At 58.9% G+C, this 14,983-nt stretch carries 15 protein-coding genes and 1 pseudogene; 3 read left to right on the forward strand and 13 right to left on the reverse strand.

Going from position 1 to position 14,983, the window contains the following annotated elements:
• A pseudogene (locus AC244_RS29195) lies at positions 1–164 on the forward strand (aldehyde-activating protein); the annotation flags it as partial.
• 49 nt (positions 165–213) lie between these two features.
• Here the strand turns inward: AC244_RS29195 and AC244_RS29200 are convergent.
• Positions 214–1,299: a hybrid-cluster NAD(P)-dependent oxidoreductase gene (locus tag AC244_RS29200; protein ID WP_053252332.1), complete on the reverse strand. Its 1,086-nt coding sequence runs from the start codon at positions 1,297–1,299 to the stop codon at positions 214–216.
• A complete protein-coding gene (locus tag AC244_RS29205) occupies positions 1,289–2,542 on the reverse strand; it encodes an aromatic ring-hydroxylating oxygenase subunit alpha (protein ID WP_053252333.1) in 1,254 nt (417 codons plus the stop codon). Before AC244_RS29205 ends, AC244_RS29200 begins: the two co-directional genes overlap by 11 nt.
• A gap of 121 nt (positions 2,543–2,663) precedes the next feature.
• Here AC244_RS29205 and AC244_RS29210 point away from each other — a divergent pair, with 121 nt between their 5' ends.
• Positions 2,664–3,575 (forward strand): LysR substrate-binding domain-containing protein, encoded by a 912-nt coding sequence (locus AC244_RS29210; RefSeq protein ID WP_053252334.1) that lies wholly within the window; start codon positions 2,664–2,666, stop codon positions 3,573–3,575.
• Between the two features lie 184 nt (positions 3,576–3,759).
• Here AC244_RS29210 and AC244_RS29215 read toward each other — a convergent pair whose 3' ends face one another.
• The 7 genes from AC244_RS29215 to AC244_RS29250 form a co-directional block, all read right to left on the reverse strand.
• Entirely contained in the window at positions 3,760–4,380 is a 621-nt protein-coding gene (locus AC244_RS29215; protein WP_053252335.1) for a hypothetical protein, read from the reverse strand.
• 1,188 nt (positions 4,381–5,568) lie between these two features.
• Positions 5,569–5,952, reverse strand: coding sequence for a type II toxin-antitoxin system VapC family toxin (locus tag AC244_RS29225; protein WP_053252337.1), 384 nt, complete (start codon positions 5,950–5,952; stop codon positions 5,569–5,571).
• Positions 5,949–6,149, reverse strand: a complete 201-nt coding sequence (locus AC244_RS29230) for a type II toxin-antitoxin system VapB family antitoxin (protein ID WP_053250356.1) — start codon at positions 6,147–6,149, stop codon at positions 5,949–5,951. Before AC244_RS29230 ends, AC244_RS29225 begins: the two co-directional genes overlap by 4 nt.
• 395 nt (positions 6,150–6,544) lie before the next feature.
• The gene (fghA, locus tag AC244_RS29235) at positions 6,545–7,378 is read right to left on the reverse strand and encodes an S-formylglutathione hydrolase (RefSeq protein WP_053252389.1); all 834 of its coding nucleotides are present in this window, start codon (positions 7,376–7,378) and stop codon (positions 6,545–6,547) included.
• 80 nt (positions 7,379–7,458) lie between these two features.
• Complete coding sequence (locus AC244_RS29240; protein ID WP_053252390.1) at positions 7,459–8,367, reverse strand: ABC transporter substrate-binding protein; 909 nt, start codon at positions 8,365–8,367, stop codon at positions 7,459–7,461.
• Positions 8,368–8,396: 29 nt separating this feature from the next.
• Complete coding sequence (locus AC244_RS29245; protein ID WP_053252391.1) at positions 8,397–9,422, reverse strand: amidohydrolase family protein; 1,026 nt, start codon at positions 9,420–9,422, stop codon at positions 8,397–8,399.
• Positions 9,422–10,612 carry a cytochrome P450 gene (locus AC244_RS29250; protein WP_053252338.1) on the reverse strand — a complete coding sequence of 397 codons (1,191 nt, stop codon included), beginning with the start codon at positions 10,610–10,612 and terminating at the stop codon, positions 9,422–9,424. Before AC244_RS29250 ends, AC244_RS29245 begins: the two co-directional genes overlap by 1 nt.
• 336 nt (positions 10,613–10,948) lie before the next feature.
• On the opposite strand from AC244_RS29250, the gene AC244_RS29255 reads away from it, so the two are divergent.
• On the forward strand, positions 10,949–12,058 hold the full coding sequence (locus AC244_RS29255) for an alcohol dehydrogenase catalytic domain-containing protein (RefSeq protein ID WP_053252339.1): 1,110 nt from the start codon (positions 10,949–10,951) through the stop codon (positions 12,056–12,058).
• Positions 12,059–12,222: 164 nt separating this feature from the next.
• Here AC244_RS29255 and AC244_RS29260 read toward each other — a convergent pair whose 3' ends face one another.
• The 4 genes from AC244_RS29260 to AC244_RS29275 all read right to left on the reverse strand — a co-directional run bounded on the left by AC244_RS29260 (position 12,223) and on the right by AC244_RS29275 (position 14,967).
• A complete protein-coding gene (locus AC244_RS29260; RefSeq protein ID WP_152976162.1) occupies positions 12,223–12,675 on the reverse strand; it encodes a thiol-disulfide oxidoreductase DCC family protein in 453 nt (150 codons plus the stop codon).
• An 82-nt stretch (positions 12,676–12,757) separates the two neighbouring features.
• Positions 12,758–13,072 (reverse strand): DUF3861 domain-containing protein, encoded by a 315-nt coding sequence (locus AC244_RS29265; protein WP_053252340.1) that lies wholly within the window; start codon positions 13,070–13,072, stop codon positions 12,758–12,760.
• A 128-nt stretch (positions 13,073–13,200) separates the two neighbouring features.
• Complete coding sequence (gene gfa / locus AC244_RS29270) at positions 13,201–13,776, reverse strand: S-(hydroxymethyl)glutathione synthase (protein ID WP_053252341.1); 576 nt, start codon at positions 13,774–13,776, stop codon at positions 13,201–13,203.
• 78 nt (positions 13,777–13,854) lie between these two features.
• Positions 13,855–14,967: an S-(hydroxymethyl)glutathione dehydrogenase/class III alcohol dehydrogenase gene (locus AC244_RS29275; RefSeq protein ID WP_053252342.1), complete on the reverse strand. Its 1,113-nt coding sequence runs from the start codon at positions 14,965–14,967 to the stop codon at positions 13,855–13,857.
• Between the last annotated feature and the right edge of the window lie 16 nt (positions 14,968–14,983).

The following is a 14,983-nucleotide window of genomic DNA, read 5'->3' on the forward strand; positions in this document are numbered from 1 at the left end:
TCGTGTCTTCGATCATCGAGAGTGGATACGATCCGGCAAAGATGGATAGTGTGCGTGCCCGGCTGCGCGAATTGGGTCTGGAGCCCTATGACTGCCTCAATCCCGTTCTGATGGACGTTATCGCCACCTGGGCGGCCAAAAAGAGCGGAGCACTCGCAGCATGAGATGTCCCGGTCCAGCCAGTAGCTGGGCCGGGATCATTTGCCCGGTAACCTAGCGATCGATGACCAGATCGCTCAGCGGCTTCGAACAGCAGGGCAGGAAGTGCCCGGCGTCGATCTCCCGCTGCCGGATGCCGCCATTGTGGTTCATATCGACCGAGCCGGATACGAGCTTGGACTTGCAAGTGCCGCAGACGCCGTTTGAGCAGGATGAGGGGAGCTTCACCCCGGCCTTCTTTGCGCAGGAGAGCACAGTCTGCTCTCCTGCAACCTCGATCTTGCGGGCCTGTTTGGAGAACTCCACCTGGAACGTTCGGGTGGCCGGTTGTTCGACGACAGGAACATCAACGTCGTCTGTCGCGGCCGCATCAAAGCTCTCCTCGATGTAGTTTGACGGGGGAACGCCCAGTTCGGCAGAGATCGCGCGTGCCGCCGCCATGAACGGCGCCGGGCCGCAACACAGGACGACGCGCTCGGCGAGATCGGGAACCGCAAGCTTCATGTACTCAGCCGATATGCGTCCGGTCAGTCCCGGCCAGTTGGCCTCGCCGGAAACGACTTCCGGCAGAAGCTGAAGCCGGAGGCCCTTCAGCCGATTGGCGAGCGTGGCGAGTTCGTCGCGGAAGATGAGGTCCTTCGGAGTCCGCGCTGCGTGCATGAAAACGACGTCGACAGGCTCGCATGTGTCGGCAAACTCGCGGATCATCGCCATGACCGGCGTAATCCCTGAACCTCCGGACAGAAACAGATATTTCCTGCCGTTCGGGCGAATGAAATGGCCGAGGGGACCGTTCGCCTTGACCTTGGCGCTGACCTCGAGATTGTTGTGAAGCCAGTTCGAGATCTTGCCGCCGGCAACGCGCTTGACCGTGACCGAAAACGCATTGCTGCGCTTCGGCGACGACGAGATGCTGTAGCAACGGCTCTCCGGCTCTCCGTCGATATCGAGGTCGAACAGGAAATATTGACCGGCCTCGAAGGCAAAGCGCTTACCCTCCGGAGAGGCAAAGGTGAAAGTCTTCACGTCATGCGTTTCCTGATGGACATCAACGCAGATCAGATCTTCATCCACGTCGCGGTTCCACAAATCGGTAAGCTCAAGACGCTCGGCCGGAGAAAAGGTGCTCTTAGTATCCATGTGCGCGCATCCGGTCGACGTACCACGAGGCGAACTTGTCCAGGTTCGTTTCGGAGAAAGGTGAATAGGGGCCGGGCACATAGGCGGGATCTTCGACGCCGGCATGCGAGCGGGCGACGAGCTCGGCGTCCTGATCGGTCGTGGCGATCCAGACGTTGGTCAGCTTTTCGAGGTCGTAATCGACGCCTTCAACAGCGTCCTTGTGCACGAGCCACTTCGTCCGCACGAGCGTTTTATCCGCGGAGAGCGGTATGACGATCGCAACGATGGCGTGGTCGCCCATGAAGTGGTTCCAGCTGTTGTGGCCCCAGAGATGCATGTCTCCAAGATCCTTGCGCGACATCGTGCCAAGCAGCTTTGCCGAGGCCGCGGTCGCATCGGGGGTCTGGGATTCGCCGGCGCCGGAAATGATCAGCCGCTGCGTGCGAAAATTCGTGGTGCAGTCCATCAGTTGCTCGACCGCTGCAGACGGATAGCCGTCGGCCTCCCACAGCTTGGTGCGTTCCTCATATAACGAAAAATGCTCTTCGGCCTGGGCTCGATCTTCCGGGCTCAATGCGTCCGGGTCGAAGCCGAAATCGAGGTCGACGAAGGAGACGCAGAGTTCGGGATGGTTGGCGGAGCAGTGGTAACATTCACGATTATTCTCGATTGTAAGTTTCCAGTTGCCCTGCTCGATTACATTGGATTCATACGCGACTTTGGCGTTGCGAACGTCGTAGGGGGCAAGGCGTTCCGCCATGACTTCGACGAGGCGGTCGATGTCTTCGGGCGGATTGTCTGACAGGCAGACATAAATGAGACCGCCGACCGACTTGAACGTCACCGGCTTGAGGCTACGGCATTCCTTGTCGAAGCCCTTGCCCATGTGGGGGGCGTAGCTCAGCTCGCCGGTCAGCTCATAGGTCCAGGTGTGGTAGGGACAGACGAGCTTCGAAACGATTGTCTTTCCGGCATCCAGCAGGCGTGCGCCGCGGTGGCGGCAGACATTGTGGATGACGCGGATCTCGCCGTCGTCGTCGCGTAGGAGGATGAGGCTCGTCTTGCCGATATCGACAACGGTTGCATCGCCCGGCTCCGGCACATCGCATTCAAGGCCGATGCAGATCCAGTGCCGGCGGAAGAAGACCTCGAGATCCGCCTCGAACACATCCTCGCGCGTATAAAGACCGGCCGGAAGTGAATGTCCCTCGGCTCTTGCATCGAGGAGGGCCGATATGGGAGAAGCAAATGTCTGTAGCATAATTCCACCTTATGTTCCGATCGAAAGGTCGACGGCTTCAAAGGCAGGATCGCTCAGGTGGTGCGGTCGCTCAACGGCACAAATGTGTGCGTGTGACATTACCAGATGTAATGGAAGAAATATGGCGAACCTGAGGAAGAAACTACCGCCACTGACCGCCTTGACGGCATTTGAAGCTGCAGCACGTTTGTCCAGCTTCACACGGGCAGCAATGGAGCTCGGTGTGACCCAGGCTGCCATAAGCCGGCAGATCCATTTGCTGGAAGAGGATTTCGGCTTCCCCTTGTTCCGGCGGCTCCATCGCAAGATCGAACTGACTGAAAAGGGCAGGCTGCTTTCTGCGGCGGCGGGCGACGCATTCAACCTTATTGCCGACACCGTCGCCGATCTCCGGTCGGAAAGCCCGGATGACGAGCTGGCAATCTCGGCGACCATCTCATTCTCGCATTTCTGGCTGCTACCAAGGATCGCCGCATTTTCGCGCGCCTATCCCGAGATCAAACTTCGCATCATTACGCAGGATGCCCGAACGAGCATCGCGGCAAGCGATGTGGATTTAGCGATCCGCTATGGAACCGGCACTTGGTCGGACGGTCAGGCAGAGCTTTTGTTCGAGGATGAAGTTTTCCCGATCTGCAGCCCGGACTATCTGCTCACGGCCGGCCCGATCCGCACACTGGAAGATCTCGTCGGTCATCCGCTGATATCCAGCGATACTGACGACCCGATATGGACAGGCTGGGACGAGTGGCTTGCGGCTTTTTCCGTGAAGACACCGAAAAAGGCCCGCGGCCTGCGATGCAGCTTCTACACAGAGGCCATTTATGCCGCGATGAACGGGCAAGGCATTGCGCTCGGTTGGAATCGCCTGGTCGCCGACCTTATCCAGCAAACCCGCTTGGTCCGCCTTACTGAAGCATCCATCCGCACCAGGGCGGCCTACTTCGTCGTTGTGCCGACGAGGAAGCCACGAAAGGAAAGTGGGCGGCTGTTCATTGAGTGGCTGCGCGAGGTTTCCGCTTTAGCGGATTGACAATTCGGCGCCTCTCAAAACGTGTCAGTTAGCATACCGGTCTACCGTCGCCCTCCCAACCAGTGCGTTGTTGAGTAGGGCAGGTGAGCCGTGCTTGAACTGTACCCGGGGATCGATCACATCTCGATCCAATTGTTGTCGCCGAGTTGAGGTCAGCGGCTGGATGCCCTTGGCTCCCGTGGTTTTAGGTGGTGGCGCTGGCGCACCTGTCGCGCCGGCCGCGCATGACGAGAGTGGCGATGAAAAATGCTTGGATTAACAGTAGCGCATAGGCCCCAAGTATGACCTCGCAAGGCATGACGAAATTCAGTTGTGGCGCGGCGCCGAGGATGACTGGCACGCTCCAGGAGACAATCGAAATCACGCCGCATCCTATCAGTGCGGTCTTCGTGACGGGTTTGATTTCCGAGAGGAGCGGGGAGCCAATTTGGCGGCGGATGAACGGTATGACGAAGCGGTGGATGGCGAGGCCATTGACGGTGAGGATGCTGACGATCGTCACCTTGGCCCAGATCTTGGGATTCAGCAGCTTCTCGGCTTCGGTCATGTGATAGAGAAGGAGAAATCCCAAGCCGGAGGCCCATAGCAGCAGGAGCCCGGCTGCGATAAACCGACTGATCCATTCTACGTGTTCGACGAGTTCGGCGCTGACGATCATCCTACGGTAGCGCGACAGCATCAGATCGAGAAACAAGGCGCCGCCGAGCCCGAGGACCAAGCCGGAGAAATGGACTAGCCGTAGCGATGTGCGGATATATGAGACCAGCGTCGGTGCCGACGACAAAGAAAGATCCAGAGCACCCATTCCCAACTCCCCCCAAGAAAACGCGCGTATGCATTCGCACCCCGATACGGGGCACATCCGACGTCCGCGGATTGTCGCGATTTGTTGCTCCCGGCGCGATCGGGGATCGGTCTCGGGGCTCGCTCGTTCTATGAAATGGTGAGCTCCATTGTCAAGTATGATGCCATGCTAATTCAGGAATTTGTAGATTGACGATGCGGCTTTTGGAGTGATCCCTTATGGGTCGTGAATGCAGGCCACGCGTGGTCGGTAGGTGCGGGAAGTTACACCGCAGTTTGCCGACCACGGTGTTGCGTTTCGCAGTCCGTCGGATAAGGGACGGCTGCAGCGTGCCCGATCATGCACCGACCAAGATATGGCAAATACCGTGACCAGCGAACTGAATGTACAGCAGGCCCATGAAGCCGCGAAACTCTTGCAAGCAATCGCGCATCCAAAGCGGCTTTTGCTGCTGGCAGTTCTTTCCGATCGGGCAGTTGTCCGCCGGCAGGCTTGCAGCTGTGGCCGGACTGCCTCCAGGAATGGTCTACAAGCACCTCTATAAGCTCGTCGAAATCGGAATGCTGTGAGCGCCAAGTCCGCAGGCATGCGCTTTTCCATTGCTTCTCCTGAGACCGCTTTCAAACTCATAGAGATCCAGGCCGAGCTGGCGGCACAGATATCTGGCAATGTCACCTGAAACGTCAGTGGGTGCGACGGTCGAGCTTTGATGTAGCCAATCCAATGTGTCGGAAAGAAAAGGCCCCGCCGGTAGTGAACTGACCCCCGAAAGTTGGACCTCCAACTTCGGGGGTTTTTGCATGAGCAAACACAGCACGGCGTTCAAGCATTCTGTTGTGGCTTTTTATCTGGGCGCGGGGAAGGATTGCATCCAACAGAAACTGCTCATGTACGCTAACGGCCAAGATCAGCGGAAGGAAGGTCTGTTTTCCTGATTCCGGTACGCTGCGGCAAAGCGGCGTGACTGTCGACATCCGGCAGGCAGATCTCACCGAGCCTGGCGACCTGGCTGCCATAGAGACTCGGCTCCGTGACGATCATCGTATCGGGGTTCTCGTCAACAATACCGGGGCGGGCCTGGCAGGCAGCTTCGAGAACCAGGCAATCAACGACATGGGCGGCGGTTCAAGTCCTTCAAGGCGAAGCGATTCGAAAGAGTCCGAAACCCTAGCATCATTATTTCAGCATTTAGTTCCGCGCGTTGGCAGGAGTATGCAGTGAAGCCCCCGCCTTATCGGCCGCTGCCCGCAGACGCTTGTCCCTGGTCCATAAGGCCGCCCGCTGATCAAGGAGAACCGAGGCCAGCAAGTGGGCATCTGTGTAGCCAAGGCCCATACTGAAAATGCCGTGGCGATCAATCATCGTCATGACTTCGTCGTGCGTTGCGACGAACGCTTCGCGCTGAGCTGCCAGGAAAGCTATCACGCTCCCGCGATCCCGAAGACTGCCAAGCGCCAGTTCGCCAATCACAGCCGGATGGCAGAGTAGGCGATCGTCCTCAATAATCTTACTCAGCTCTGCATCGACATGCCGGAAATGATCAATCCAAATAGAACTGTCTGCAAGTATCACTTGACAACTGCGCTCCGGCGGCGTGGGGCTGCCTCCGCATCGGGCATAGTTCCTCCAAGCGCGATGAGGCGTTTTCCTGACTCCACACGAACAAGCGTTTCCAACGCTTGGCGAACTAAAGCGGCGGTTTCTTTTGTGCCGGTTAGGGACCTAGCCCTTTCCATGAGAGTGTCGTCGAGGTTGATAGTCGATCGCATCGTCTGGTTTCCTGATTGTGGCATTATAAATAGCACCATTTGGTGATGAAATCTACGCCTGGCTTCCACTCTGATGCGCTAAAGCCCATGTCGGCGGCAAGGTCCGCCGGGCCGATCCGTTGCAGCCAGGTCAGCATCCACTTCCTCGCGCCGGCGACGAAGCGCCGGGATGTCGAAGGTGGGGATGGTCGGTACTGCCACAGACCGGGCATGCCGTTTCAGGCATGCGGAGGCTACGCAGATGGATAGCCTCTGGCGTCACCGCTTCGTCATGATTTCAGCGAAGGGGGCGATTTCGCCACGTGCCTCAAGGTAACGTGTGCGTCCGCTTCGGCCTGGATAATCACGGCTGAACAAGCAGGAAGGTGGCGAGTGCCGTCGCCAGCAAGCTCACCTCAACCGAGCCTGTGAGCGTGCCAAATCAAATGATCGTCCATGAACGTCGAAGTGAAATAATAGGAATGGTCGTAGCGCTCGTGCATCCTGAGCGTAAGCTCGATCCCGGTGCCTTTTGCAGCTTCCTCGAAGAGCCACGGCCGGAGTCCGTTATCAAGGAAGGTATCGTCCTTGCCTTGGTCGATCAGGAATTCGGGGAAGCGTGCGCCGTCCTCGACGAGGGCGCAGGCATCGTATTTACGCCAGGCGGCCTTGTCCGGACCGAGGTATTTTTCGAAGGCGCCGGCGGACCAGTCGGCGCTCGATGGAGCGACGATTGGTGCGAAGGCAGAGCAGCTTCTAAATCGTTCAGGGTTCTTGAGCGCGATTGTTATCGCGCCATGTCCGCCCATCGAATGTCCAAAGATACCCTGGCGTCTCGTGTCGATGCGGAAATGCTGGCCTACAACGGCAGGCAGCTCCTCGGTGATATAGGTGTACATTCGGTATTGCTCGGCCCATGGCTCCTCCGTCGCATCGAGATAGAAGCCGGCGCCCTTGCCCATCTGCCAGTTCGTCGGCTCGTCCGGTACCTCTGGCCCGCGCGGGCTCGTGTCAGGGCACACGACGATAAGGCCGAGTTCCGATGCCAAGCGACGATACTCGCCTTTTTCCATGACGTTGGCGTGGGTGCAGGTGAGGCCGGAGAGATACCATAAGACCGGGCGAGGCTCATGGGTTGCTTGCGGCGGCACATAGATCGCGAAAGTCATTTCGCCCTTGCAGGCAATGGACTCGTGCGCGAAGACGCCCTGCACACCGCCGAAGGCGGTATTCTGCGCGATCATTTTCATCGAAAGCTCCTTGGAAACCATGGGGGCCGCGAGTCCGCACCGTCGGTCTGTTCCCGACGCATCGGACCAGGTAACCACCGTCACCCACGGGCCTTCTGGAGATAGGACTGGTCGAAGACGCCGGTGGCCGATGCCCGGTTGCCTTCATCGAGCAGACCCGCCCGGATCATCAGGTCGATGGTGGTCTCAAGCGCCTTGTCGGGAATGGCGAGGCCTTGGGGCCACATGCCCATGTCACGCATGTAACGCAGCCCGCGACGGGCAAGATCTGCATCGTCCGGCACGGTGATGCGCTGGAAGATTGGCAGCGTGATCTCCTCCATCGATAGATCGTTGGTGATCACATAGGCGTCGGACAGCGCCTCCAACAGCTTGCCGACCGTCTCGCTATTCGCATCGAGCCAGCTCCTGTTGGCGATCAGCGCGGCAAACAGGATTTCCGGGATGACGTCATTGACCTCGCCGACCAGGTTATAGCCGGCCTGTTCAGCGACGAAGTTCCAGGGCGCCGGCTGCGGCGCGCAATCGATCTCGCCAGCCTGCAACGCTTCCCAGCGCTTTGTGTGGATGCCCGCGAGCACGAAGTCGTAGTCACCGGGATATTTGAGCCCTTCGCGGGAAAGTAGCAACTGGGTGTAGATCGCCGTGCCCTCTGTCAGCGACGAGGTGCCGATTTTCTTACCCTTCAGTTCGGCGATCGATTTGATCGAAGCGCTTGCCACGATCGACATGGGAAGGCGGTTGGAGTTTGACGCCACCACACGGAGTTCGCCGCCCTTGACGTAATTCGAAACGGCGCCTTCAGGTGGCGTGATCGCGAGATCTGCCTCGCCCTCCAGGACGGCGGTTGTCGCCTTGTCGACGTTGCCCATGCGCAGATACTCAATCTTAAGCCCGCGCTTCTCGAACAGCCCCTGCTCTTCAGCGACGAAGACAGGTAGCCAGTTGAAACCCTGTGCCCCGCCTGCCAATTTTACTGTGATCGTCATGAACATTCCTCCAATATATCGGCGGTGAACTAGCGGTTCTGTGCCTTGAGCCGTTTGTCGAGCAGCGGATAAACGCGCCGCACATTGCCTTCAAAGATCGCGTGCCTGTCTTCGGCGCTCAGGTTCAGGGCGTCGATGTAGCGCTTGGTGTCGTCGAAGCTGTGTCCGGTTTCCGGATCCAAGGCCTTCACCGCGCCGAGCAGCTCGGAGCCGAACAGGATGTTCTTCTTGTCAACCACCCGGAACAGCGTATCGATACCGGCCTGGTGATAGACGCAGGTGTCAAAGAACAAGTTATTCATCAGATGCTCTGCAAGCGGAGGTTTCTCGAGCATGATCGATAGACCCCGGTAGCGCCCCCAGTGATATGGCGCCGCGCCGCCGCCGTGCGGGATGATCAGCCGCAGCGTCGGATGACGTTCGAACAGGTCGCCCTGGATCAGCTGCATAAAGACAGCCGTATCGGCGTTGATGTAGTGGGCACCGGTCGTATGCAGGCAACGTTCGCAGGAGCCTGACACATGGATCATTGCCGGGACATCCAACGCAGCCATGGCCCCCCACATCGGGTCCCACCATTCATCATAGATTGGCGGCGCACTCCATCGCCCGCCTGAGGGGTCAGGATTGAGGTTGCAACCGACGAAGCCTTGATCGACGCGACGTTCCAGCTCCGCTATCACCGGTTTAAGGTCGCCGTCGACAGTTTGCGGCAGTTGGCACACGCCCGCGAAATTCTTCGGGAACATGTCAACGATGCGTTTGACGCAATCGTTGGATATTGTTGCCCATTCGGCGGCGATATCCAGGTTGCCAATATGATGCCCCATCCCGGAAGCGCGCGGACTAATGATTGTCAGGTCAGACCCGCGTTCCTTTTGGAGCCGCAGCTGATTGCCCTCGACAATCACTGACAATTCCTCGTCGGAGATGCCGGGGTAGACGGGTCTTTCGTGCACCTTTCCTTCCGCAAAGGCGACCTGTGCCTTGCGGAAGTCATGATGTTTCTGCGGCTCTGTCGTGAAATGGCCGTGACAGTCGATAATCAGAGTCATCACGCGTCCCATCTTGCTGGAAGAACGTTCACGCCGCGGAATCGCCAGCCTTTGGCCTTCAGCTCCTTGTCTGGATCGAGGCGCAGGTTCGGGAGCTGCCTGAAGGCCTCCTGAAGTGCGATCTCACCCATCGCCCGAGAGAGGAAATGCCCAGAGCAGAAATGCGGCCGGAAGCCGAAAGAGACGTGCTGTTTCTTCTTGCGGAACATGTCGAACTGATCCGCGTGTTCGAAACGTGCCTCGTCGCGGTTTGCCGAGCCCATGACGATAGCCACCGAGGACCCTGCGGGAATCGTTGTACCGGCAATCTCGAAATCGGTGGCGGCGACGCGCGGCGTCACCCCGATCGGGGCGATCCAGCGCAACCCCTCATCGAAAGCCCTGAGGGCATGTGCCGTCGGGTCCTCCGCCATCACCTTCGCCTGATCGGCGTTCGAAAGCAGGCCGGCGCAGGCATTTGCCGCCGCATGTCCGGGTTCTTGCAGCCCTCCCAGAATGATGACGCGCATCGTTGGCGAGATCTCTTGCAGGCTGCGAACCTTGCCTTCCGGCATGCCGCCATACATGACGTGGCTCATCAGCGTGTGGTTGGGCTTCGACAACGCCGCGTCGTAGAGTGCGCCTAGCTGGTTGCTGATGTCCTGGAGCGCCGCATCGAGCCGATCCCAGACGGCCTGGTCGTTGGATACATTCTGCAGGCCGAGCGCCATGGCGTGGAACCACTCGACGAGATTGTCATTCGAGGTTTCCGTCAGCCCGATCACGTCGCCGATACAGCGCACGGAAATCGGTTCGAATAGCTCGGTCGTGAGGTTTGCCTCACCCTTGTCCCTGATCTGGTCGATGAAGCGCTGCACCACGGGCCGCGTCAGACGGTCGACGTAAGAACGAACGCGCTCCGCCGTCAGATCGATTTCAATGCCTTGACGCAGACACGCGTGCTCTTCGCCCGACATGGTCAAGACGTTCGGCATGCCCATGACGCGCGCCTCGGGCCGGTCGGCGGCGCCGGACGGGCCGAAAATCTTGTCATTTGCACCGACCGTACGGCAATCGTCGTAGCGGGTGACGAAATATTCTTTGGTCCCCTCGAAAAAGGCGACCGGAGCTTCTTTGCGGAGCCGCGCATAGACGGGGTAGGGGTCTGTATACAGATTGCCGCTTGTCAGTGCTGACGCGTCGTTAGTCATTTCTTCCTCCCATTGCTCATTCTGGCGGCAGTGCTGATTCAGCTCTGCTCCTCCCGCCTCGGTTGCTTCTCTGCTGGTGCCGAGCCGGAAGAGTCCGGGCCGACAAAACTGATTTCGCATACCATTGCGTTTTCAGATACCGTAAGTATCCTGAAATGAATCAGCTGTCAATGAGCGGCGGGATTTCCTGCGAGATTCAGGGCGGCCTTTCCACTCGGAGCGGCAAATCTTCGGTTCATTCGTGTGCCAGCCGGCCAAAGGCGAGATGGCCTTGCCTTTTCGGATACGCTTTGGTATTGGAAAACTATTGGGATCTAATGTTAATGGGAGGAAAACATGACGCAGACGATGCGTGCCGCGCGCTTGCACGCGGTTGGCGAGCCGATGAAAATTGAACAAGTCGCAAGACCGCTGGTCTCCGGCAGCGATGTCGTGGTCCAAGTCAAAGCCTGCGGAATGGTGCCCAATCTCGGCAACGTGCTTGCGAACTGGGAGACGTGGTATCCCCAGATGCCACTGCCGCCGCGGCCTGCGATCCACGGCCTCGACCCTTCAGGGATCGTTCACCAGGTCGGCGAACAGGTCGTGGGCCTCAAGCCTGGGGACCGGGTCTACGTCAATCCCGGCCGTTTCTGTGGAGCCTGCCACGCCTGCTCGTCGGGCCATCCTCAGGCCTGCCAGCATTGGACGCTCGGCGGCTACTTCGGCTACAATCCGAAGAGCCTGGAGATGTTCAAACGTTATCCCTACGGCGGATTCTGCGAATACATGCTGGCGCCGCAAGCGCAGGTCGTCAAAATTCCCGACAACATGTCTTTTGTGCAGGGATCGCGCATGGGCTATCTCGGCACGTCTTACGCCGCCTTGAAGAAATGCGGCCCATTGATGGGACGCTCGCTGATCATCAATGGCGCGACCGGAACCCTCGGGGTCGGAGTTACGCTCTTTGCGCTCGCCATGGGAGTCGGCAAGGTTTACGCAGTTGCGCGGGGCGACGAGTTGCTCGCCCGCCTGAAGGCGCTTGCCCCAAACAGAATCGAAACCTTCTCGAACCGGACCGGCTCCACCGCTGAATTCGTTAAAACCAAAACCGGCGGTATCGGTGCGGATCTGATGCTCGACACGCTTGGCGCCAAGGCTCCCCTGGAGTCCATGATCGACGCGATGAAGGGCGTTCGGCGCGGTGGCCGCATCATCAATATCGGTGGCACGGCGGGCGATCTGCCTGTCGATGTCAAATGGTGGATGGACGAACAAATGGAACTGATCGGCTCGGTCTGGTTCACCGCGGCCGAAGGCATGGAAATCGCCGCCATGGTCGAAGGCAATGTCGTAGACCTCTCGATTATGGAGCCGATGGTCTGGCCGCTGGAAGACATCAATGAAGCGATTTCCGGCGTGACCAAGGGCGACGGCGGCTTCACCTACTACGCCGTTACGCTCTAGCCGACAGGCGAAGCGGGCATCAGAACGACTGTGACTAAACGCGAGCCTGGCCCCCCATTCAGGGGGGCAGGCCCGTCCAGCTTTGCTCCTCAGCGAAGGACATTGCCCCGGTCGATGACTCGAGAGCCGACGCCCGCCAACACGCGGCCGCATTACAGAATGTCTTAAAGGATGAAGCGGTCTCTTTCGTCCGGATTTGGAACGAAGCAGGTCGTCGTTCTCCCGGCGAACCTGTAGCGGTTGCGCGCTACGAATTCATAAATCCCGTCCGCCCACTTTCTCGGCATGAGACGAAGGACGTGGCACATCGTCCAGGGAAATCCGAGGCCGGCCACAAACCGAATAGTGCCTTCCGCGCGATGGTAAGCCCGGCCGTCCTGAAGAAACAGGTTGGTTTTGAAGTCGCGATCGTCAAATCCATAGTGCCGATACAGCGCCGAACCGACCTTTGATTGCGCAGTCATGAAACGATACTTGCCACTCTTATCGTGCTTCAGCGCAAACTTGACCCAGCCAGAACAAAAGACGCATTGGCCGTCGAAGACGAAGATGGGCCCTTCATCCGAAAAGGACGGTATCGCCTTCTCCCTCAAGCTGTATCGCTCCTTACCCAACATGGACTGATTTTCCACCGTGACCGCTCAGCCGGCCGTATCCGACGCACGCCATCGAAGCGCACTCGAGATCATTGATAGACGCCTAATCGGTCCGCTCGGTCGTTGGCGTGTTTTTCAGTGCAGCTATGAAAGCATGCAGCCCAGCTCGGAGCGGATTAAACAGTGGATTGTGTTTTTCCTTTAGCAGGACCTCGCCGAGTAGCTTGGTGCCGACCGCCACGGCCGTCGCCGCCTCCGGCGCAAGGCCTGAATTGCCGCGCATGCGTTCCACTATGGCGATGATGTCATCATGATTGTTATGTTCGAAGGTGACAGAGGTGGGCTTGTCGGGAGCGTGACCATCGCGTCCACGAACCAGCCTGACTGATACTTCATAGGTGTAGCCCGAAGAAGCCATTGATCTTACCCCATGGGTTGTTGCCGGTACGAATGGAAAGGGTGCTTTTGGAGCATGTCATCGCCGATCGTGCTTACCGCAACCGGCCGGCGTGGCGCCGACCGGCCAGTGAGTTGATCCGGCCTTGCTCAGTTGTTTCGTGCGAGGTTTCTTTTGGCCGTCCAAGACGCGATATAGTCCATCAGGCCCGGTGACAGGCAGTCGTATGTGGGAAGTCCCAAATCATTGAGACGTTGACGGACCCCATCCATCATTTCCGGCCCGACGCCGGCTTCGATGATCGAGGAGACGAAGGCTGCAAAACCGGGCTCCTGCCATCCGCTCTCCTGGAAGCGTTCGGGGTGGATGAAATCAAGGCCCTGGAAGGGGTGATCCCGCTCCACTGGTCCGTACATGTGTACGCCACATTCCGTGCAGGCGTTCCGCTGGATCAGCGCCGACGGATCGACTACCGCCAGCTTGTCGCCGTTTTCGAGCACGCTGACCTTGTCGTGCGGTGCGACCGCGACCATGGAAAAGACCGCACCTTCCGGCTTCCAGCATTTGGTGCAGCCACAGGCGTGGTTATGGGCGATGGCGCCCTCGACCCTGATTTTGACGGGGCGTTCGGTGCAGGCGCAGATCAGTACGCCGCCCGAAAACTCCCCGGTACTCCTGGATACGCCATTGTCGAGCAGGGGATGTATCGAGATCGAATTTGTCATGGGTTCCTCACTATGCCGGCCTCTGAAACGGATCCGGGCGCCGGCTCGCACCGTGTCGCGTTTGCGGCTGTCTCTTTTTCAGTAGACGACGACCGAGCGGATCGACTTGCCCTCATGCATCAGATCGAAGGCAGTATTGATCTCCTCCAGCGGCATGGTGTGGGTGATGAGATCGTCGATGTTGATCTTGCCTTCCATGTACCAATCGACGATTTTCGGAACGTCGGTCCGTCCACGCGCGCCTCCGAAGGCACTGCCTTTCCATACGCGGCCGGTCACCAGCTGGAATGGTCTTGTCGATATCTCCTTGCCGGCTTCCGCGACACCGATGACGATCGATTCACCCCAGCCGCGATGGCAGCATTCCAGCGCCTGGCGCATCACAGTCGTGTTGCCGGTGGCATCGAAGGAGAAATCGACGCCGCCGCCGGTCAGATCCTGGATCGCCTGCACAACCTTGTCGGAGCCGACATCCTGCGGATTGATAAAGTCGGTCATGCCGAATTTGCGGGCCATTTCGACCTTGGCCGGATTGAGGTCCACGCCGATGATCCGGTCGGCGCCGACCATGCGGGCGCCCTGGATGACATTGAGACCGATGCCGCCAAGGCCGAAGACGGCAACAGTCGCGCCCGGCCAGACCTTTGCGGTGTAGATCACCGCGCCTATGCCCGTGGTTACCCCGCAGCCGATGTAGCAGATCTTGTCGAACGGCGCGTCTTCGCGGATCTTGGCGAGCGCGATCTCCGGTAGCACCGTGAAATTCGAGAAGGTCGAGCAGCCCATATAGTGGAAGATTTCTCCGGCATCGCAGGAGAAGCGGGTGCTCTTGTCCGGCATCAGCCCCAGCCCCTGCGTCCCTCGAATTGATGTGCAGAGGTTGGATCGCCGTGAAAGACAGGTTTTGCACTCCCGGCATTCCGGCGTGTAGAGCGGAATAACGTGGTCACCAACCCTGAGCGAGGTCACGCCCGGGCCGACCTCTCTCACAATGCCGGCGCCCTCATGGCCGAGGATTGCCGGGAACTTGCCTTCGGAATCGAGACCCGAAAGCGTGTAGGCATCGGTGTGGCAGACGCCCGTCGCCATGATCTCGATGAGGACCTCACCGGTCCTGGGGCCGCCGATGTCGATCGTTTCGATGGTCAGAGGTTTGTTGGCCGCCCAAGCGACCGCAGCGCGCGATTTCATGTGGAATCCCTTGTCG

The sequence above is a fragment of the Ensifer adhaerens genome (assembly GCF_001270265.1).
GTDB classification, from domain to species: domain Bacteria; phylum Pseudomonadota; class Alphaproteobacteria; order Rhizobiales; family Rhizobiaceae; genus Ensifer; species Ensifer adhaerens_B.

Bases quoted from the DNA above. Each gene is read 5' to 3' on its own strand.
- AC244_RS29215 (WP_053252335.1), bottom strand. From the start codon at position 4,380: ATGGGTGCTCTGGATCTTTCTTTGTCGTCGGCACCGACGCTGGTCTCA.
- gfa (WP_053252341.1), bottom strand. From the start codon at position 13,776: ATGACAAATTCGATCTCGATACATCCCCTGCTCGACAATGGCGTATCC.
- AC244_RS29250 (WP_053252338.1), bottom strand. From the start codon at position 10,612: ATGACTAACGACGCGTCAGCACTGACAAGCGGCAATCTGTATACAGAC.
- fghA (WP_053252389.1), bottom strand. From the start codon at position 7,378: ATGAAAATGATCGCGCAGAATACCGCCTTCGGCGGTGTGCAGGGCGTC.
- AC244_RS29240 (WP_053252390.1), bottom strand. From the start codon at position 8,367: ATGACGATCACAGTAAAATTGGCAGGCGGGGCACAGGGTTTCAACTGG.
- AC244_RS29210 (WP_053252334.1), top strand. From the start codon at position 2,664: ATGGCGAACCTGAGGAAGAAACTACCGCCACTGACCGCCTTGACGGCA.
- AC244_RS29200 (WP_053252332.1), bottom strand. From the start codon at position 1,299: ATGGATACTAAGAGCACCTTTTCTCCGGCCGAGCGTCTTGAGCTTACC.
- AC244_RS29275 (WP_053252342.1), bottom strand. From the start codon at position 14,967: ATGAAATCGCGCGCTGCGGTCGCTTGGGCGGCCAACAAACCTCTGACC.
- AC244_RS29260 (WP_152976162.1), bottom strand. From the start codon at position 12,675: ATGTTGGGTAAGGAGCGATACAGCTTGAGGGAGAAGGCGATACCGTCC.
- AC244_RS29255 (WP_053252339.1), top strand. From the start codon at position 10,949: ATGACGCAGACGATGCGTGCCGCGCGCTTGCACGCGGTTGGCGAGCCG.
- AC244_RS29230 (WP_053250356.1), bottom strand. From the start codon at position 6,149: ATGCGATCGACTATCAACCTCGACGACACTCTCATGGAAAGGGCTAGG.
- AC244_RS29205 (WP_053252333.1), bottom strand. From the start codon at position 2,542: ATGCTACAGACATTTGCTTCTCCCATATCGGCCCTCCTCGATGCAAGA.
- AC244_RS29265 (WP_053252340.1), bottom strand. From the start codon at position 13,072: ATGGCTTCTTCGGGCTACACCTATGAAGTATCAGTCAGGCTGGTTCGT.
- AC244_RS29245 (WP_053252391.1), bottom strand. From the start codon at position 9,422: ATGACTCTGATTATCGACTGTCACGGCCATTTCACGACAGAGCCGCAG.